We start from the raw sequence: 17,929 nt of genomic DNA, 5'->3' as shown, positions 1-17,929 counted from the left end.
TTGTTTGCACACCATAGTTGCGCTCGAAACACTCGTAAGTCTACGACTTCCGTCGATCGCGGCCGATGGAATCCAGGTTTCCGGTAGGGCGCGTTCTGGAAAGAGACCTTACCGACATGTCACGCCCTGTCTGGCCACCTGTTCCGGAAGCGCCGGAAGTGCTTGTCCGGGCAGCAGCCGGATGACCGAAATGACATCAGACCAGATCGTTTCGAGGTGGGCGTCCGTGATCGGTTCTGGGAAAGATTTGCCGCAAAGCCGACCAACCTTTTACCGAAGGCCCTGATGACGTGCGGCGGCGGCACGGCGAGGGTACGGACCGGTCTCGTTCTCGCCTACGCCAGGTGCCTGCCCCTTTTCTACGGGTAAGTGCGGCATATCCCCAACCAGAGGAGCGCGCCATGCCGAACAGGGTCACCGCCGTCCTCTCCGTCGCACTGCTGGCCTCGGCCGCCCTCACGGCCTGCGGCGACGGCGGCGAGCAGCAGTCCGGCCCGAAGCAGATCACCGTCTGGACCGAGGAGAACCTCGGCGACCGGATGGCCGTGCAGAACCAGATCATCGCCGAGTTCACCAGGAAGACCGGGATCAAGGTGAAGCTGGTCGGCGTCGGGGAGGACCAGTTCAGCCAGACCGTGACGGCGGCCGCCGCCGCGGACGACCTCCCCGACGTCATCGGCGCGCTGCCGCTGGCCTCCGTCCGCGAACTGGAGGCCAACGACCTGCTGGACACCGAGACGCCGGGCCGGATCGTGGACGGGCTCGGCAGGGACTCCTTCTCGCCGCGCGCGCTCGAACTGGACTCCTCGGGCGGCAGGCTGCTGGCCGTGCCCAGCGACGGCTGGGCGCAGCTCCTGCTCTACCGCAAGGACCTGTTCGACAAGGCCGGGCTGGCGCCGCCGGACACCTACGAGGCGCTGGAGGCGGCGGCGGCGAAGCTGAACGCGGGTGGGGTGGCGGGCATCACGCTGGCGATCGCGCCCAAGGACTCCTTCACCGCGCAGAGCTTCGAGCACGTGGCGCTGGCGAACGGCTGCCAACTAGTCGACAATTCCGGAAATGTCGCGCTAGACAGCCCACAGTGTGTGAAAGCCTTCGACTTCTACGCGAAACTGGCGAAGAACTACTCGGTCAAGGGCAAACAGGACGTCGACTCCACCAGGGCCACGTACTTCTCCGGGAAGGCGGCCATGATGATCTGGTCGTCGTTCATCCTCGACGAGCTGGCGGGGCTGCGTAAGGACGCGCTGCCGAGCTGCGCCGAGTGCCGCGGCGACCCCGAGTGGCTGGCGCGGAACACCGGCGTGGTCACCGCGCTCAAGGGCCCCGGCGCGAGCGCGCCCGCCCAGTACGGCGAGATCGTCTCCTGGGCGGTGCTGCGCGGCGCCGCCGCCGACCCGGCCGCCACGTTCGTCAAGTACATGATGGACGAGGGCTACGAGCGCTGGATCGGGATGGCCCCCGAGGGCAAGTTCCCCACCCGCAAGGGCTTCGCCGACAAGTGGAAGAAGCTGCCCGCGGGCGTGGACGTCAAGAAGCCGCTGTCGGAGGTCTACCCGGCCGACGTGCTCGACGCGCTGCGCCGCAGCCCCGACACCTTCGCCCGCTGGGGCATCCCGCAGGGCCAGGGCAAGCTGGTCGGCGCCACGATGGGCGAGCTGCCCGTGCCCAAGGCCCTCAGCCAGGTGGCCGACGGCTCGCTGACCCCGCAGGCCGCCGCCGCCCAGGCCAAGAAGGACGTGGAGACCATCAAGCGCGGGATCCGGCAATGAGCGCACCCCGCACCCTGCGGCAGCGGGAGGGGCGGGCCGGGCTGGCGCTGATCTCGCCCACGCTGGTCATCACGCTGGTCGTGGTGGTGCTGCCGCTGCTGTGGGCGATCATGCTGGCCTTCCAGGACGTCCGGCTGATCAACATCCGCCGGGCGGGCGTCTTCGGGCACTACACGCTGGAGAACTTCACGTACGTGATCTCCGAGCCGGGCTTCTGGGCGTCGCTGCTCAACACCCTGGTCTACACGGTGGCCGGCACGGCGCTGTCGATCGCGATCGGCCTGGTGACCGCGCTCGCCCTGCGCCGCAGGTTCCCCGGCCGCACGCTGGTCAGGGCCTCGATCCTGATCCCGTACGTGGCGCCGGTGGTGGCCGTGGCCTTCCTGTGGGAGACCATGCTGAACCCCCAGTACGGCATCGTGAACACCTGGCTGAAGGAGCCGATCGCCTTCCTCACCCAGGCCCAGGGCAACCTTCTTGGGCTGAAGGTGCCGGTCGCGCTGCTCACGGTGATCGCGTTCGAGGCGTGGCGGTACTTCCCGTTCGCGTTCCTGTTCATCCTGGCCCGGCTGCAGGCGCTGCCGGCCGAGCTGGAGGAGGCCGCGGTCGTGGACGGCGCCACCCCCACCCAGCGCTTCCGGCACGTGATCATGCCGCAGCTCTGGCGCATCGTGGCGCTGCTGGCGGTGCTGCGGTTCGTGTTCACCTTCACCAAGTTCGACGACGTCTACCTGCTGACCGGCGGCGGCGCCGGCACCGAGGTGGTCAGCGTGCGCGTCTACAACTTCCTGACCGGCCGCGACGACATCGGCGCCTCGGCCGCGCAGGCGATCGTCCTGGCCGTCGTCCTCGTCGTCCTCCTGGCCGTGTACCTGCGCTTCTTCTCGGGAGGCGACCGTGAGCAGGGATAGGTTCGAGCGCGCGCTGTTCGCGGCGCTGCGGCCCGTGGTTATCGTGTTCCTCTTCGCCGTCACCGGGGTGCCGTTCCTGTACATGGTGACGCTGTCCGTACGGGACATCCAGGAGCTCGTCCTGGAGCCGGGCTCGGTGTGGCCGCGGCACTTCACCCTCGACACGTACGTGAACGTGCTGACCACGCAGGGGTTCCTCACGTTCATCAGGAACAGCGCGGTCGTGGCGGTCGCCTCGGTGGCCGCCACGCTGCTGATCTCGATCCCGGGCGCCTACGCCGTCGCGCGGCTGCGCTTCTTCGGCCGGCGGCAGGTGCACTTCCTGTTCCTCGCCGTCTACCTGTTCCCGGCGATCGTGCTGGCCATCCCCCTGTTCGTGCTGTTCACCATGCTGGGTCTCAGGGGATCTCTGGTCGGACTGATCCTGGTTTATATCGCGCAAACCGTGCCCGTCACGGTATACATGCTGCGCAACTACTTCGAGACCGTGCCGCAGAGCGTGGAGGAGGCGGCCGCGATCGACGGCTGCTCGCGGCTGTCGACCATCTGGCGGGTGGTGCTGCCACTGTCCAAGCCCGCGCTCATGGCAACCGGCCTCTACGCGTTCATGATCGCGTGGAACGAGTTCCTGTTCGCCCTGCTGTTCCTCGTGGAGCGGCGGGAGAGCTGGACGGTCTCCCTGGGGCTCTCTCAGCTGGCGGGGAGCATAGAGATCCCCACGACGGTGCTGATGGCAGGATCCGTGGTGCTGACGCTGCCCATCGTGATCGTGTTCTTCGCCAGCGAACGCCTGCTGACGGAGGGCCTCACGGCGGGAGCGGAGAAGGGATAGACATGCTGACGGCAGGGCAGGTCCTCCAGCTCATCCGCGATGGCTCCTGCCGTACCCGCAAGGATCTGATCGAGTTCACCGGCCTGTCCCGGTCGACCGTCACCGACCGGGTCGACCGGCTCATCGCCGCCGGCTACCTGCACGAGTCCGGCGTCGGCGCCTCGGGCGGCGGCCGGCCGCCCTCGGTGCTCGACATCGACGCCGCCCGGCGGCTGATCCTCGTGGCCGACCTGGGCGCCACCCACGCCAGGGTGGCGCTCACCGACCTGGCCGCCCGTCCGATGGCCGAGGAACGCGCCGAGATGCGCATCGACCGCGGGCCCGAGCCGGTGCTGACGTGGGTGCGCGAGGCGTTCCAGCGCCTGCTGGACAGGGCCGGGCGGCCGGCGGGCGACGTGTGCGGCATCGGGCTCGACCTGCCCGGCTCGGTCGACCACACCGGCGGACGGGTGATCAGGTCGTTCCTGATGCCCGGCTGGGACGACCACCCGATCAGGGAGGCCGTCGGGCGCGCGTACGACGTGCCCGTGCTGGTCGAGAACGACGCCAACGCGATGGCGCTCGGCGAGTGGTGGTCGTCCTGGCGGGAGACCGAGTCGCTGATCCTGGTCAAGGTGTCCACCGGCATCGGCACCGGCATCGTCCTCGACGGGCGGATCTACCGGGGCGTCGAGGAGGCCGCGGGCAACATCGGGCACGTCCGCATCCGGGAGACCGACGACCGGGTGTGCACCTGCGGCTCCCGCGGCTGCGTGGCCTCCCTGGCCAGCGGGCACGCGCTCGCGGCCGACCTCGGCCGGGAGACCAGCCGCGACGTCGTGCGCCTGGTGCAGGCCGGCGACCCGGCGGCGATCGCAGGCGTCCAGGAGGCGGGCCGCACGCTGGGCGTGGTGCTGGCCACCGCGGTCAGCCTGCTCAACCCCGGCGTGCTGGTGCTGACCGGGGACATGGCCGAGACGGAGGAGCACTACCTGACCGGGATAAGGGAGATCGTCTACCGGCGGAGCCTGCCGTACACGACGCGCAACCTGGAGATCGTCACCAGCAGGCTCGGCGACCGGGCCGGGATCGTGGGCATGGCGGTGATCGTGATGGAGCACGTGCTCTCCCCCGCGGCCGTGGACGGCGCGCTGGCCGCCGTCGGCTGATCAGGCCAGCGCGCGCGGCAGGGCGGTGGCGGCCTCGGTGAGCGAGGGGCCGTACCAGGTCAGCAGGCGGCCGCTGACCAGCGCGCAGGCCAGGCCGGGGAACGCCTCGGGGCCGTCGTCCGCGCTGAAGGCGTAGGGCTCGTCGGGCAGCACGACCAGGTCGGGGCGGTGGCCGGTCAGCTCGGGCAGGGGGATCTTCGGGTAGCGGTCGGGGTGGGCGGCGTACAGGTTGTCCACGCCGAGGTGCCGCAGCACGTCCCCGGTGAAGGTGTCGCGGCCCACGACCATCCAGGGGCGGCGCCAGATCGGCACGATCGCGGTGCGGCGCGGGCCGGGCGCTGGGGCTCCCCACGCCTGGCGGGCCTCCGCCAGCCAGTCCGGGCAGCCGGTACGGCAGGCGTGCGCGAACATGCGCTCCAGCGAGGCGAACGCCTGCTCCAGCGTCTCGATCCTGGTCACCCACACCGCCACGCCCGCCTCGCGCAGGGCCTCGACGTCGGGCGCGCGGTTCTCCTCGGCGTTGGCCAGGACGACGTCCGGGCGCAGGCGCAGGACGGCGTCGAGGTCGGGGTTCTTGGTGCCCCTGACCCGGGCCACGTCCAGATCGGCCGGGTGCGTGCACCAGTCCGTCGCCCCGACCAGCGCCTCCGGGACGGTCGCCGCCACCGACTCAGTCAGCGACGGCACCAGCGACACGATCCGCCGGACGGTCTGGGGTACCCCCACAGGGACCCCTGTGTCATCGTGGACCACGGCACCACCTTAGGTTGCGTTTTCCTGAAATATGCGTAGCACCACTCTTATGTCGGTATAGATCCGTAGAATCCCGGTAAAGATCGTTAAAACTCTGTGATCGGGGGCTCGACGGTTGGAGCACGAGGCATCGGATTTCGATCCGAACACGCCGAACGTGGCACGGCTCTACGACTACTACCTCGGCGGCAAGGATCACTTCCCGGTCGACCGCGAGGCGGCCGAGCGCATCCTCACGGTGGCGCCCGAGGTACGGGCGGCGGCGCGGGCCAACCGCGCCTTCCTCGGCCGCGCCGTACGCCACCTCGCCGAGTCCGGGATCAGGCAGTTCCTCGACATCGGCACGGGGCTGCCGACCCAGGGGAACGTGCACGAGGTGGCCGCCAAGGTCGCTCCGGGCTCCCGCGTCGTCTACGTCGACCGTGACCCCGTGGTGCTGGTGCACGCCAGGGCGCTGCTCACCGGCCACGGCGAGGACACCACGGTGGTCGAGGGCGACCTGCGCAACCCGGGCGACATCCTGCGCGACCCTGAGGTGCTGCGGACCATCGACTTCAGCCGGCCGGTCGCCGTGCTGCTGGTGGCGATCATGCACTTCATCGAGGAGTCCGACGATCCGGAGCGGATCCTGAAGACCCTGCGTGAGGCCATGGCGCCGGGTAGCTACCTGGTCATGTCCCACGGCACCAGCGACGCCCGTCCCGACGCGGTCAGCACGGGCACCGAGGTCTACCGCAACGCCACCGCGCGGCTGGCGCTGCGCAGCCGGGCCAGGATCAGGGAGCTGTTCGAGGGGTTCGAGCTGGTGGAGCCCGGTCTGGTGTGGCTGCCCGAATGGCATCCCGACCAGGCGGACACGATCGACTTCATGGACCGTCCCGAGTCGTCGCTCATCGTGTGCGGCGTGGCCAGGAAGGTCTAGGACGCGCCCATGGACCTCGGCCTCGCCGTCCCCCAGTACGGCAGGTTCGCCGCGCTGGGCAGCGTGACGCGGGTGGCCCGCGAGGCCGAGGCGATGGGGTTCGCGAGCCTGTGGGCGGGCGACCGGCTGCTGACGCCGCTGCGGCCCAAGGACCGCTATCCCGGGGGCGACGGCAGCGTGCCTGAGGCCCATCGGGTGTTCCTCGACCCGTTCGCGGTGCTGGCGGTGGCCGCGTCCGTGACCTCGTCGGCCCGGCTGGGCACCAGCGCGCTCAACGCCTGCTGGTACCCCCCGCCGGTGCTGGCCCGCTCGCTCACCACGATCGACCACCTGAGCGGCGGCCGGCTGGCGGCGGGCCTCGGCCTCGGCTGGTCCTCCGACGAGTACGCCGCCGTGGGCGTGCCCTGGAAGGGCCGGGCCGAACGTTACGAGGCCACCCTCGACGCCCTGGAGGCGATCTGGGGCGCGGACCCCGTGACGTTCGAGCACGAGCTGTGGACGATCGCGCCCAGCCACATCGACCCCAAGCCGGCCCGCCGCCCGCCGCTGCTGCTGGCCGGGTTCGCCCCGGAGGCGTTGCGCCGGATCGGGCGCAGGGGCGACGGCTGGCTGACGGCCACGCTGCCCGTGCCCGTGCTCCTGTCGATGTGGGAGACGGTCAGGAAGAGCGCCGAGCAGGCCGGACGCGACCCCGGCGCCCTGCGCATGATCCTGCGCGCCAACCCGGTGATCACCGGCGACGGCGTCCCGCCGCGCAGCGGCACGGTCGCCGAGATCGCGGCGTACCTGTCGCAGGCGGCGGAGGCCGGGGTCCACGAGGTCATCCTGGACCTCCAGCACACCGCCGCGAACGACGACCACCTGCTGGAGCTGGCCGCCGACTTCCGTGAGCGCCTCGGCGCCGCCTGAGCGCGGGGCTGCCTGAGCGCGGGTTACTTGAGCGCGGACAGCGCGCCCTCGTAGTCGGGCTCCTGGGTGATCTCGGGCACCAGCTCGGAGTAGACCACGTTGTCGTCGCCGTCGATCACGACGACCGCGCGCGCGGCCAGACCGGCCAGCGGGCCCGACTCCTGGGCCACGCCGTAGTCGGCGAGGAACTCGCGCCCGCGCATGAGCGACAGCATGGTCACCTTGTCCAGGCCCTCGGCGCCGCAGAACCGGTTCTGGGCGAAGGGCAGGTCGGCCGAGACGCAGAGCACGACCGCGTCGGGGTGCTCGGACGCGACCTGGTTGAAGCGGCGCACGGAGGCCGCGCAGACGCCGGTGTCGACGCTCGGGAAGATGTTGAGCACCTTGGTCTTGCCGGCGAAGTCGGCCAGCGTGCGGTCGGCCAGGTCGGTGCCGACCAGCTTGAAGGCGGGCGCGGCGTCGCCGGGCTTCGGGAAGGCGCCGCCCACGGTGATCGGGTTGCCCTTGAAAGTGACGTCGGACATGAAAGCCTCCTGATAGCGATGTTCCCCGACCAGCGATCCTAGCGGCGCGATCTCCCCCACGCCGTAGCGGCTCGGGGACGGCCCGCAGGCGGCTGTCGCCGCCTGCGGGCCGTGGTTCGCCGCCTGCGGCTAGACGTTGCGCCGGTACTGGCCGCCGGCCTCGAACAGGGCCTCGGTGATCTGGCCGAGCGAGCAGACGCGGGCCGCGTCCATGAGCACCGCGAACGCGTTGCCGTCGGACATCGCGACCTCGCGCAGCCGGGACAGCTCCGCGGGCGCCTGCGACCGGTTGCGCTCGTGGAAGGCGCGCAGGCGGTCGAGCTGCGACTGCTTCTCCTCCTCGGTGCCCCTGGCCAGCTCCAGCTTGTGCGGGTCGGACTGCTCGGCGCCGGGGTTGCGGAAGGTGTTGACGCCGATGATCGGCAGGGATCCGTCGTGCTTGCGCATCTCGTACAGCATCGACTCGTCCTGGATCTTGCCGCGCTGGTAGCCGGTCTCCATCGCGCCGAGCACGCCGCCCCGGTCCGACAGCCGCTCGAACTCGGCCAGCACGGCCTCCTCGACCAGGTCGGTCAGCTCGTCGATGATGAACGAGCCCTGCAGCGGGTTCTCGTTCCTGGCCAGGCCCCACTCGCGGTTGATGATGAGCTGGATCGCCATCGCCCGGCGCACCGAGTCGGCCGACGGGGTGGTGACGGCCTCGTCGAAGGCGTTGGTGTGCAGGCTGTTGCAGTTGTCGTAGATGGCGATCAGGGCCTGCAGGGTGGTGCGGATGTCGTTGAAGGACATCTCCTGTGCGTGCAGCGACCGGCCCGAGGTCTGGATGTGGTACTTGAGCTTCTGGGAGCGCTCGGCCGCGCCGTAACGCTCGCGCATGGCCACCGCCCAGATCCGGCGCGCCACCCGGCCGAGCACGCTGTACTCGGGGTCCATGCCGTTGGAGAAGAAGAACGACAGGTTCGGCGCGAAGTCGTCGATCCGCATCCCCCTGGCCAGGTACGCCTCCACGTACGTGAACCCGTTGGCCAGCGTGAACGCGAGCTGGCTGATCGGGTTGGCCCCCGCCTCGGCGATGTGGTAGCCGGAGATGGAGACCGAGTAGAAGTTCCTGACCCCGTTCTGGATGAACCATTCCTGGATGTCGGCCATCATCCGCAACGAGAACTCGGTGGAGAAGATGCAGGTGTTCTGCCCCTGGTCCTCCTTCAGGATGTCGGCCTGCACCGTGCCCCTGAGCGTGGCCAGCGTACGGGCGCGCAGATCGCGGGCCTCCTGCTCGTCGGGCTCGCGGCCCTGCTCGGCGCGGAAGCGGTCGAGGGCCTGGTCGAGCGCGGCGTTGAGGAAGAAGGCCAGGATCGTGGGCGCCGGGCCGTTGATCGTCATGGACACCGACGTGTTGGGCGCCGCCAGGTCGAACCCGTCGTAGAGCACCTTCATGTCGTCGAGCGTGGCGATGGACACGCCCGAGGTGCCGACCTTTCCGTAGATGTCGGGACGCAGGTCGGGGTCGTGGCCGTACAGGGTGACCGAGTCGAAGGCGGTGGACAGCCGGGTGGCGGGCTGGCCCTCCGACAGCAGCTTGAAGCGCCGGTTGGTGCGGAACGGGTCGCCCTCGCCGGCGAACATCCTGGTCGGGTCCTCGTCGTCGCGCTTGAAGGGGAACACCCCGGCGGTGAACGGGAACGAGCCGGGCAGGTTCTCCGAGCGCAGGAAGCGCAGCAGGTCGCCGTGGTCGCTGAAGCGCGGCAGGGCCACGCGCGGGATGCGGTTGCCGGACAACGTCTCGCGCCAGAGCGGGGTGTGGATCTCCCGGTCGCGGATCTTCACGACCAGCTCGTCGCTGCGGTACGCCTCCCTGACCGCGGGCCAGCCGTCGAGCAGGCGGCGGCTCTCCTCGCTCAGCTCCCCCTCGGCCTGCTCGGCGAGCCCGGCCAGCCGGGCGTCCTCGCCGTCCAGGAGCTCCCGCACGGCGGCGAGCTGCTGACGGCGGCGCGCGACCTCCGCCTGGGCCAGCGTCTCGGCGTGGTAGGCCCGGACGGAGTCGGCGATGTCGGACAGGTAGCGGGCGCGGGCGGGCGGGACGATCGCCGCGGCCGCCTTGGAGGTGCGCTCGGTCACGACGGGCAGCAGCCCCGGCCCGACGTCCGCCAGCAGCAGGCCCTTGAGGTGCTGGTAGAGGGCGGTGACGCCGGCGTCGTTGTAGCGGGCGGCGATGGTGCCGAAGACCGGCATGTCCTCGGGCGACTGACCGAACGCCTCCCGGTTGCGCACGAGCTGGCGGCGCACGTCGCGCAGGGCGTCCTCGGCGCCGCGGCGCTCGTACTTGTTGATGACGACGGCCTCGGCGAAGTCGAGCATGTCGATCTTCTCCAGCTGGGAGGCCGCGCCGAACTCGGGGGTCATGACGTAGATGGGCACGTCGACGTGCGGGACGATGCCGGCGTCGCCCTGGCCGATGCCGGGGGTCTCCACGATCACCAGGTCGTAGCCGGCCGCGCGGCACGCGGTGACCACGTCGTCGAGGCAGGCCGGGACCTCGTTGGCGGCCCCGCGGGTGGCCAGCGAGCGGAAGTAGGTCTGGGGGCCCAGGCTGTTCATCCTGATGCGGTCGCCGAGCAGCGCGCCGCCGCCGCGCCGGCGGGTGGGGTCGATGGCGAGGATGGCGATGCGCAGCTTGTCGTCGTTGTCCACCCGGAACCGGCGGACCAGCTCGTCGGTGAGCGAGGACTTGCCCGAACCGCCCGTGCCGGTGATGCCGAGCACCCGCGCCGGACGCTCCTGGACGGCGACCGCCGCCTTCAGCCCCTCGGCCAGCTCGGCGGGGGCGCGGCCGGACTCCATGAAGGTGATCGCGCGGGCCAGCGCCGCCTGGTCGCCCGAGAGCACGGCCTCGACCGACGGCGGGTCGCCCAGCTCGTGGTCGCACTCCTCGATCAGCTTGTTGATCATGCCGGGCAGGCCGTACCGCTGGCCGTCCTCGGGGGAGAAGATGCGCGTGACGCCCCGCTCGTGCAGCAGCTCGATCTCCTCGGGGACGATCACGCCGCCACCGCCGCCGTACACCTTGACGTGGCCCGCGCCGCGCTCGCGCAGCAGCTCGACCAGGTAGGTGAAGAACTCGACGTGGCCGCCCTGGTAGGAGCTGATGGCCACGCCCTGGACGTCCTCCTGGACGGCGGCCGTGACGATGTCGTCCACGGACCGGTTGTGGCCGAGGTGGATCACCTCGGCCCCCTGCGTCTGGAGGATGCGCCGCATGATGTTGATCGCCGCGTCATGGCCGTCGAACAGCGCCGCGGCGGTCACGAAACGGACAGGGTACGCCGGAACGTGCACGCCTGATCACTCCTTTGTGAGGGGGACCCCTCCTGCGAAGATACTAGGACGTCCAACTATTTCGATAGTAGGACGTCCTCGTAGCTCCTTCCGGTCTGGGTAAGGACTGCCCCAGGGGGTGACGCCGATGCGCGCGTTGACATTCGAGCCGGGCCGGCAGGGGACGCTAGAGGTGGAAGAGGTGCCCGATCCGGAGCCGGGGCCCGGGGAGCTGCTCGTGCAGGGGCTGGCACTGGGGGTGTGCGGCACCGACAGGGAGCTGGCGGCGGCCGAGTACGGCTGGGCGCCGCCCGGCAGGAGCCGCATGGTCATCGGCCACGAGTCGCTCGGCCGGGTGCTGCAGGTGCCCGACGGGTCCGCCTTCTCCACCGGCGACCTGGTCGTGGGCGTGGTGCGCCGGCCCGACCCCGAGCCGTGCGGGGCCTGCGCGCGGGGCGAGTTCGACATGTGCCGCAACGGCCGCTACACCGAGCGCGGCATCAAGGAGATCGACGGCTACGCCAGCGAGCAGTGGGCGGTCAAGGCCGGGTACGCCGTGCGCCTGGACCCGTCGCTGGAGAGCGTGGGCATGCTCGTCGAGCCGACGTCCGTGGTGGCCAAGGCGTGGGAGCACATCGAGCGCATCGGCTCGCGCGCCTGGTTCGAGCCGCGCACGGTGCTGGTGACCGGCGCGGGGCCGATCGGGCTGCTGGCGGCGCTGCTGGGCCGGCAGCGCGGGCTGGAGGTGCACGTCCTGGACCGGACGGCGGGCGGGGCCAAGCCCGCGCTGGTGGCCGATCTGGGGGCGACGTACCACGTGGGCAGCGACCTGGAGGCCTTCATGGACGCCAAGCCGGACATCATCATCGAGGGCACCGGGGTGGGGCAGCTCGTCATGGAGGCGCTGACCTGCACGTCCGCGGCGGGGATCGTCTGCCTGGCCGGGCTCGGGGCCGGCGGGCGCACCCACCGGCTGGACGTCAGCGAGATCAACCGGGACATCGTCCTGGAGAACGACGCGATCTTCGGCACGGTCAACGCCAACCTCCGCCACTTCCGGGACGCCGCGACCGCCCTGGCCCAGGCGGACCGGAGCTGGCTCGAACGCCTGGTCACCCGGCGCGTCCCGCTCAGCCGGGCCAAGGACGCCTTCGTCCACGAGCCAGGCGACGTCAAGGTGGTGCTCGACCTCACCTCGTGATCCCCGCCAGCTCAGTTCTTCGGGGCGTAGGGCCTGCGGCGGTTGGCGGGAACAGGGCCCGCGCCCGTCCGGCCGTCGCGCGGCGCGGGCACGGTGGAGGCGCTGGAGGCGCTGGGGGCGGCGGGGGCGGCGCCCACGCGGACTCCGGCGGCCTCGCGCGGCGGCGGGGCGGGGGTGAGCACGGTCACGCGCGGCGCCCACTCCTCGTCGTCCCTCGTCCGCCCGGCGGCGCGGCCCTCTGGCGCGTTCCAGAACCGCAGCCAGCCGAAGCGGCGGTGGACGCCACGACGGCGGCCGGTCACGCGTAAGGAGAGCACGACGGTCACCAGCACCATGGCGACCAGCAACGCCGGCGGCGTGCCCAGGACGTCGAGAGGCGAGGACCGGTCCGCGTCCGTGCGCGGCGCGGGCACGAACGGCCGCTCGGTCGACCGGATCTCGGTCGCCTGGTCGGCCGCGGCCTTGACGACCCGGGGAAGGCCGTAGCCGACGACCTTGTCGGTGTCCCTGACCTTGCGCTTGAGCCAGACGCGGTCGACGTTGGCCTCGATGGTGTGGATCTTCTTGCCCTCGACCCGTTCCACGATCCCGACGTGGTCGACGCCCTTGTAGCTCTTCCCGCCGCTCCAGTCGAAGAAGACCAGCGCGCCGGGCTCGGGGCGCTGCGCCCAGGCCTTCTGCTTGATGAACCAGGCGGCGTGGGACGGCGTCCAGGCGAACTGCCCGACGTACGGGCCGAGGCCGGTCCTGTCGGCCGCCCAGGCGATGAACATGTCGCACCAGGGCGCGTCGCGGTACTGGGTGTCCTGGACGCGATCCGCGTACCACTGGCCGAATTTGGTGGTCTGGCCGCTCTTCTCCTTGTAACCGAGTTCCTGCCGTACCTGCTTCAGCAGCGCGTCCGCGATCGGGTCCAGGGTGACTCCTCCCCGAAAAACCGACAAATCACGATGGACTGTAGTAGCGCCATCGCGAAATTGCTCGAATCATTCAGAAAGTGTCTATTTATGGGCCCAAATTTCGGCATCGGGACGCATGTGACTACTGAGACGGATGGTGCGCCGCCCGTCAGGTCCCGGCGCCGACCCGGTAGACGCTCACCTCGCCCGCGCCCGGCGCCACCACGTCGGCCACGATCACGGTGACGTTGTCGGGCGAGCCGCCCTCGTTCGCCAGGTCGATGAGCCGCTGGACGGCCGCCGCGGGGTCTGCCACCGTGGTCAGCACCTCGTGCAGGACCTCGGGCCCGAGCACGGTGGTGAGCCCGTCGGAGCAGAGGAGGTAGCGATCGTCAGGCTCGGCCTCGCGCAGCGCCATGTCCGGTTCGGCCCTGCCCTCGCTGCCCAGGACGCGCAGCACCATGGAACGCCGGGGATGCACGGCGGCTTGATCCTCCGTTATCCGCCCTTCGTCCACCATCGACTGCACAAGTGTGTGATCCTTGGTCATCTGATAGAGCGCACCGTCACGAAGCAGGTATCCGCGGGAGTCACCGAGATGAGCAAGGGCGAACCGGTAGCCGTCCCACAGCATGGCGGTCACCGTGGTCCCCATCCCCCGGCGGGCGGGGTCGATGTCGGCCAGTTCGACCAGCCTGCGGGCCGCCTCGTGCACGGCGCCCTCCAGGGCCGCCTCCAGGTCCGAGCCCGTCTCGGGAAGCGTGGCATCCAGCTCGCGCATGACGGCGATCGCCGCCGAGCTCGCCAGCTCGCCGGCCGCGTGCCCGCCCATTCCGTCGGCAACCACGAGCAACCGGCCACTGGCATAGCCGGAATCCTCGTTCTGCTCCCTGCGGCGGCCCACGTCTGATCCGGCGGCATAGCGGATGTTGTGCTTCATACCCAGCAGTAAATCATTGGTTGAAAGACTTCACAAGCAGATGCGCTGAAGACTCTTGTGAACTACTGTGGCCTCATGAGCCACGACCCGACCGTGAACGCCGGGGACATCGCCCGGCTCGCCGGTGTCGGGCGTGCCGCGGTGAGCAACTGGCGCCGCCGCCACGACGACTTCCCCCAGCCGATCGGCGGAACCGCGAACCAGCCGCTGTTCTCGCTGCGGCAGGTCGAGTCCTGGCTGCGCCGCTACGGGAAGTCCTACCAGGTCTCGCTGGGAGATCGGGTGTGGCAACGCCTGAAAGCCGCCGGCGATCTGCGGCTGGGCCGGTTGGTCGCCCAGGCTGGAACGTTGCTGACCAGCGGTGAGAGCGAGCTGGAGCCCGAGCTGGCCGGGCTCGTGTCGGAGCTGGCCGAGCGCCACGGCGCGCTGACGGCCTACGAGTTCCTCTGCGAGCGTTACCTGGAGGCCCACTCCCGCCAGCTCTCGGTCACCCGGCACGACGTGGCCGAGCTGATGCTGCGGCTCGTCCGCGCCGAGGGCGCCACCGTCCTCGACCCGGCCTGCGGGGTCGGCACCCTGCTCCTGCCGCCGCCCGGCGCGGCGGAACGGTCCGAAGGCGCTGCCGGCGACCCCGCGCCCGCCGCGGGCGACGACCCGCCGCCGGGCCGGCCCGCCCGGGTGCTCGGGCAGGAGCTCAGCGAGACCTCGGCCGCCATCACCGCCGCCCGGCTGCGGCTGCGCGGCATCCAGGCCGACATCGTGGCCGGCGACTCCATGCGGCTCGACGGCTTCCCCGAGGTCAAGGCCGACGCCGTGGTGTGCGATCCGCCGTTCAACGAGCGGGCCTGGGGTTACGAGGAGCTGACCGGCGACCCGCGCTGGGAGCACGGCCTGCCGCCGCGCGGCGAGCCCGAGCTGGCCTGGGTCCAGCACTGCCTCACCCACGTCCGGCCCGGCGGCCTGGTCGCCGTGCTCATGCCGCCGGCCGCCGCGAGCCGCAAGGCGGGCCGCCGGATCAGGGCCAACCTGCTGCGCGCCGGGGCCCTGCGCGCGGTGGTGGCGCTGCCCGGCTCCGACCTGTGGCTGCTGCGCCGGCCCAAGGCGGGCGAGCGGCCGCCGTCCGAGGTGCTCATCCTCGACGCGACGGCCGACCTGGCGCCGGTCGAGCCCGCCTGGCTGGCCTACCTCGACGACCGCTCCGACCAGACCGTGCGCATCATCGACCTGCTGGCCGACGAGGTCGACATGACCCCGGCCCGCCACCAGCGCCGCGACGACGTGGGCCGGGCCTTCGCGCAGGCCCGCGACCGGTTCCTGGCCGCCGCGGCCGTCCCGCCCGATCTGAAGGTGCTCGACCAGCCGCTCGACCAGCCGTCCACGACGCTCGGCGACCTGATCAAGGAGGGCCTGGTGAGCACGTCCCAGGCGCCGCCCAAGATGGCCGCCGACGGGGGTGACGTGGCCGTGCTCACGGCCGACGACGTGCTGCGCGGCGGCGCGCCGTCCGGCCTGACCACCATGCAGCCGGGCCTGGTCGTGATCCGTCCGGGCGACGTGGTGGCCTCCTACTCCGGGGTGCGGGTCATCACCGACGGCGGCGCGGTGCTCGGCCCCCACCTGACCCTCTACCGGGTCGACGCCCGCCGGCTCGACCCCGACTTCCTCGCCGGCTTCCTGCGGGCCGCGGGCGGCCGGGTGACCACCGGGTCCAGCAGGTTCGACGTGCGCCGCACCCGCGTGCCGCGGCTGTCGCTGAAGGAGCAGAAGGCGTACGGGGAGGCGTTCAGGCAACTGGCCGTGCTGGAGGACGCGCTTCGCGAGACCTCGACCCTCGGCCGCACGCTGATCAGGCTCGGCCTCGACGGGCTGGCCGACGGCCATCTGCACCCGCAGTCCTGACGGTGTAGTTTTTCCCGAAAGGCTGCGTGGAGGGGCGAATGGTCATCGGCGACCGCTATGAGCTCGACGACCTCCCCCTAGGGCAGGGCGGGATGGGCGCGGTCTACGCGGGCCACGACCGCCACCTCGACCGCAGGGTGGCGGTGAAGCTGCTCAGGCTGCCGAGCGGCCCCGACCACGAGCTGGAACGCCGCTTCATCCGTGAGGCGCGCATCCTGGCCAGGCTGGAGCACCCGGGCGCGCCCGTGCTCTACGACTTCGGCACCCACGAGCAGCGGCTCTACCAGGTGATGCAGTTCATCGAGGGCGTCACCGTGGCCGACGTGGTCAGCGAGCACGGCCCGCTGCCGGTGCCGTGGGCGGCGGCCATCGCGGCCCAGGCGTGCGCGGTGCTGTCGGCGGCCCACGCCCTGGCGATCTGCCACCGCGACCTCAAGCCGACCAACCTCATGCTCTGCCCCGACGGCAGCGTCAAGGTGCTCGACTTCGGGCTCGCGCTGCTGCGGGACGCCGACGTCACCACCTTCACCCGCATCGGCCAGATCCTCGGCACGCCGGCGTACATGGCCCCCGAGCAGATCCAGCACGGCGTGGCCGAGCCGCGCAGCGACCTGTACTCCCTCGGCTGCGTCCTGCACGAGATGCTGACCGGGCGGCAGCTCTTCACCGGGCCGACCGACTACGTGGTGTTCGAGCAGCAGGTCAAGGAGCGCCCTCCGGCCATCCCCGGGCTGCCCGACGAGCTGGGCGCGCTCCTGGCCGAGCTGCTGGAGAAGCAGCCGGAGAACCGTCCGGCCGACGCCGACGACCTGTACGAGCGGCTGGCCCCCTTCGCCGTCGAGCTGCCGATGCTGCCCGGCTTCCTGACCGAGGCGCCGAGCCCCGGCCGCATGTACGCCCGCATGGTGGGCCGCGTGCTCAACCGCCGGTCGTAGCGCCCGGGAGCCCGGCGAAGGCGGCGATCAGGGCGTCCCCCAGGCGGTCGCGCCAGCAGTAGCGGTCGTGGCCGCCCTCGAACTCCCGGTAGTCCGCCGCCGCGCCGAGGACGGCCCGCAGCCGCTCGGTCGGGCCGTGCATGTCGTCGTCCTCCAGGCTGCCGAGCTGGAGGTGCACGCGCGGCGCCGGGCCCCTGGCCAGCTCGCCCGTCAGCCATTCGGGCTCGGGGCCGTCCGGCCACCAGAACGAGCCCGACTGCGACACCGCCGCCGCGAACCTGCCGGGATGCCGGTGGGCGGCGTAGACGGCGGTGAGCCCGCCGAGGCTCTGGCCGGCGATCACGGTGCGGCCGTCGTGGGGCAGGGCGTCCACGAAGGCAGGGTCGCAGGTGAGCCGGGCCGTGCGCTCGGGGCCCGACTCGACCAGCCAGGCCCGCACCGGCGGGATGCGGCCGGCCGCGATGAGGTTGTCGAGGATGACGGGCAGGTCGCCGGTCCACTCCTCGCCGTCGAGCGCGACCAGCGAGCCGGCCGGCGGGAGGACGGGCTCGTACCGGAACCCGGCGCGCTCGCGCACGAGCCGGTGGCGGCGCCGGCCGGGGACCAGCCACGGTGACGACGGGGTCGTCTCGGCGATCGAGCAGCCCCGCCACAGGCGGGGGTTGAGCGGGTCGGCGAGCTGCGCGCCGTCAACCTGGAGGCGGTAGGAGGCGCGCCAGCCGTGCCGCACGCGGAAGGTACGGCTCCACAGGCTCGGTTCGCGCTCCAGCAGGGCGTCGTCGCCGTCGGGACGCAGCCGGCCGGCCAGGACGCGCACCTCGCGGGCGGGGCCGCGCCACAGGAACGTGACCGCGTCGTGCTCGTCGTCGAGCCGGGTGACGACGGGCGTGACGGCCGCGCCGGGACGGGGAACCGGCAGGGTCTCGGGCGGAAGGTCGCTCGTCAAGGCGGGCTGCTCCTCGATCCGGT

15 protein-coding genes are annotated in these 17,929 nt (G+C 71.4%); 9 read left to right on the top strand and 6 right to left on the bottom strand.

All coding sequences use genetic code 11. The annotated features are described in order from the left end of the window. Positions 1–401 precede the first annotated feature (401 nt). The 4 genes from ACIBQ8_RS28825 to ACIBQ8_RS28810 are packed head-to-tail and all read left to right on the top strand — an operon-like array spanning position 402 to position 4,663. The gene (locus tag ACIBQ8_RS28825; protein WP_397169763.1) at positions 402–1,772 is read left to right on the top strand and encodes an ABC transporter substrate-binding protein; all 1,371 of its coding nucleotides are present in this window, start codon (positions 402–404) and stop codon (positions 1,770–1,772) included. After that, positions 1,769–2,683, top strand: coding sequence for a carbohydrate ABC transporter permease (locus tag ACIBQ8_RS28820; protein ID WP_397193434.1), 915 nt, complete (start codon positions 1,769–1,771; stop codon positions 2,681–2,683). The genes ACIBQ8_RS28825 and ACIBQ8_RS28820 overlap by 4 nt, the downstream gene beginning before the upstream one ends. After that, the gene (locus tag ACIBQ8_RS28815) at positions 2,670–3,515 is read left to right on the top strand and encodes a carbohydrate ABC transporter permease (RefSeq protein ID WP_397193433.1); all 846 of its coding nucleotides are present in this window, start codon (positions 2,670–2,672) and stop codon (positions 3,513–3,515) included. Before ACIBQ8_RS28820 ends, ACIBQ8_RS28815 begins: the two co-directional genes overlap by 14 nt. A 2-nt stretch (positions 3,516–3,517) precedes the next feature. Beyond that, positions 3,518–4,663 carry an ROK family transcriptional regulator gene (locus ACIBQ8_RS28810; RefSeq protein WP_397193432.1) on the top strand — a complete coding sequence of 382 codons (1,146 nt, stop codon included), beginning with the start codon at positions 3,518–3,520 and terminating at the stop codon, positions 4,661–4,663. Here the strand turns inward: ACIBQ8_RS28810 and ACIBQ8_RS28805 are convergent, their stop codons facing one another. Next, complete coding sequence (locus tag ACIBQ8_RS28805; protein ID WP_397193431.1) at positions 4,664–5,389, bottom strand: helical backbone metal receptor; 726 nt, start codon at positions 5,387–5,389, stop codon at positions 4,664–4,666. 142 nt (positions 5,390–5,531) lie between these two features. On the opposite strand from ACIBQ8_RS28805, the gene ACIBQ8_RS28800 reads away from it, so the two are divergent. Together ACIBQ8_RS28800 and ACIBQ8_RS28795 are read left to right on the top strand one after the other, a co-directional pair. Further along, a complete protein-coding gene (locus ACIBQ8_RS28800) occupies positions 5,532–6,338 on the top strand; it encodes an SAM-dependent methyltransferase (RefSeq protein ID WP_397169771.1) in 807 nt (268 codons plus the stop codon). 9 nt (positions 6,339–6,347) lie between these two features. Further along, a complete protein-coding gene (locus ACIBQ8_RS28795; RefSeq protein ID WP_397193430.1) occupies positions 6,348–7,247 on the top strand; it encodes a TIGR03619 family F420-dependent LLM class oxidoreductase in 900 nt (299 codons plus the stop codon). Positions 7,248–7,270: 23 nt separating this feature from the next. Here the strand turns inward: ACIBQ8_RS28795 and tpx are convergent, their stop codons facing one another. Together tpx and icmF are read right to left on the bottom strand one after the other, a co-directional pair. Continuing rightward, complete coding sequence (gene tpx, locus ACIBQ8_RS28790; RefSeq protein WP_397169775.1) at positions 7,271–7,771, bottom strand: thiol peroxidase; 501 nt, start codon at positions 7,769–7,771, stop codon at positions 7,271–7,273. Between the two features lie 129 nt (positions 7,772–7,900). Then, positions 7,901–11,107 carry a fused isobutyryl-CoA mutase/GTPase IcmF gene (gene icmF, locus ACIBQ8_RS28785; RefSeq protein WP_397193429.1) on the bottom strand — a complete coding sequence of 1,069 codons (3,207 nt, stop codon included), beginning with the start codon at positions 11,105–11,107 and terminating at the stop codon, positions 7,901–7,903. 127 nt (positions 11,108–11,234) lie between these two features. Between icmF and ACIBQ8_RS28780 the strand changes: the two genes are divergently transcribed. Beyond that, a complete protein-coding gene (locus ACIBQ8_RS28780) occupies positions 11,235–12,287 on the top strand; it encodes a glucose 1-dehydrogenase (protein WP_397169778.1) in 1,053 nt (350 codons plus the stop codon). An 11-nt stretch (positions 12,288–12,298) separates the two neighbouring features. On the opposite strand, the gene ACIBQ8_RS28775 is transcribed toward ACIBQ8_RS28780, so the two are convergent. Both ACIBQ8_RS28775 and ACIBQ8_RS28770 read right to left on the bottom strand, forming a co-directional pair. Next, entirely contained in the window at positions 12,299–13,231 is a 933-nt protein-coding gene (locus ACIBQ8_RS28775) for a CHAP domain-containing protein (protein WP_397193428.1), read from the bottom strand. Positions 13,232–13,355: 124 nt separating this feature from the next. Continuing rightward, on the bottom strand, positions 13,356–14,126 hold the full coding sequence (locus tag ACIBQ8_RS28770; RefSeq protein WP_357970990.1) for a protein phosphatase 2C domain-containing protein: 771 nt from the start codon (positions 14,124–14,126) through the stop codon (positions 13,356–13,358). Between the two features lie 75 nt (positions 14,127–14,201). On the opposite strand from ACIBQ8_RS28770, the gene ACIBQ8_RS28765 reads away from it, so the two are divergent. Together ACIBQ8_RS28765 and ACIBQ8_RS28760 are read left to right on the top strand one after the other, a co-directional pair. Next, a complete protein-coding gene (locus ACIBQ8_RS28765; protein WP_397193427.1) occupies positions 14,202–16,025 on the top strand; it encodes a class I SAM-dependent DNA methyltransferase in 1,824 nt (607 codons plus the stop codon). A gap of 38 nt (positions 16,026–16,063) precedes the next feature. Then, positions 16,064–16,960 (top strand): serine/threonine-protein kinase, encoded by an 897-nt coding sequence (locus ACIBQ8_RS28760; RefSeq protein WP_397193426.1) that lies wholly within the window; start codon positions 16,064–16,066, stop codon positions 16,958–16,960. On the opposite strand, the gene ACIBQ8_RS28755 is transcribed toward ACIBQ8_RS28760, so the two are convergent. After that, entirely contained in the window at positions 16,944–17,906 is a 963-nt protein-coding gene (locus tag ACIBQ8_RS28755; RefSeq protein ID WP_397193425.1) for an alpha/beta hydrolase-fold protein, read from the bottom strand. The genes ACIBQ8_RS28760 and ACIBQ8_RS28755 overlap by 17 nt on opposite strands. Positions 17,907–17,929: the final 23 nt, after the last annotated feature.

The sequence above is a fragment of the Nonomuraea sp. NPDC049646 genome (assembly GCF_044465525.1).
In the GTDB taxonomy this organism is placed as follows: domain Bacteria; phylum Actinomycetota; class Actinomycetes; order Streptosporangiales; family Streptosporangiaceae; genus Nonomuraea.
Note: the sequence above shows the minus strand (reverse complement) of the source record. Positions and strands in the feature narration are given on the sequence as shown.

Excerpts from the sequence above, each read along its gene's own strand:
- ACIBQ8_RS28820 (WP_397193434.1), top strand. The coding sequence starts at position 1,769 with ATGAGCGCACCCCGCACCCTGCGGCAGCGGGAGGGGCGGGCCGGGCTG.
- ACIBQ8_RS28825 (WP_397169763.1), top strand. The coding sequence starts at position 402 with ATGCCGAACAGGGTCACCGCCGTCCTCTCCGTCGCACTGCTGGCCTCG.
- ACIBQ8_RS28760 (WP_397193426.1), top strand. The coding sequence starts at position 16,064 with ATGGTCATCGGCGACCGCTATGAGCTCGACGACCTCCCCCTAGGGCAG.
- ACIBQ8_RS28795 (WP_397193430.1), top strand. The coding sequence starts at position 6,348 with ATGGACCTCGGCCTCGCCGTCCCCCAGTACGGCAGGTTCGCCGCGCTG.
- ACIBQ8_RS28765 (WP_397193427.1), top strand. The coding sequence starts at position 14,202 with ATGAGCCACGACCCGACCGTGAACGCCGGGGACATCGCCCGGCTCGCC.
- tpx (WP_397169775.1), bottom strand. The coding sequence starts at position 7,771 with ATGTCCGACGTCACTTTCAAGGGCAACCCGATCACCGTGGGCGGCGCC.
- ACIBQ8_RS28770 (WP_357970990.1), bottom strand. The coding sequence starts at position 14,126 with ATGAAGCACAACATCCGCTATGCCGCCGGATCAGACGTGGGCCGCCGC.
- ACIBQ8_RS28780 (WP_397169778.1), top strand. The coding sequence starts at position 11,235 with ATGCGCGCGTTGACATTCGAGCCGGGCCGGCAGGGGACGCTAGAGGTG.
- ACIBQ8_RS28810 (WP_397193432.1), top strand. The coding sequence starts at position 3,518 with ATGCTGACGGCAGGGCAGGTCCTCCAGCTCATCCGCGATGGCTCCTGC.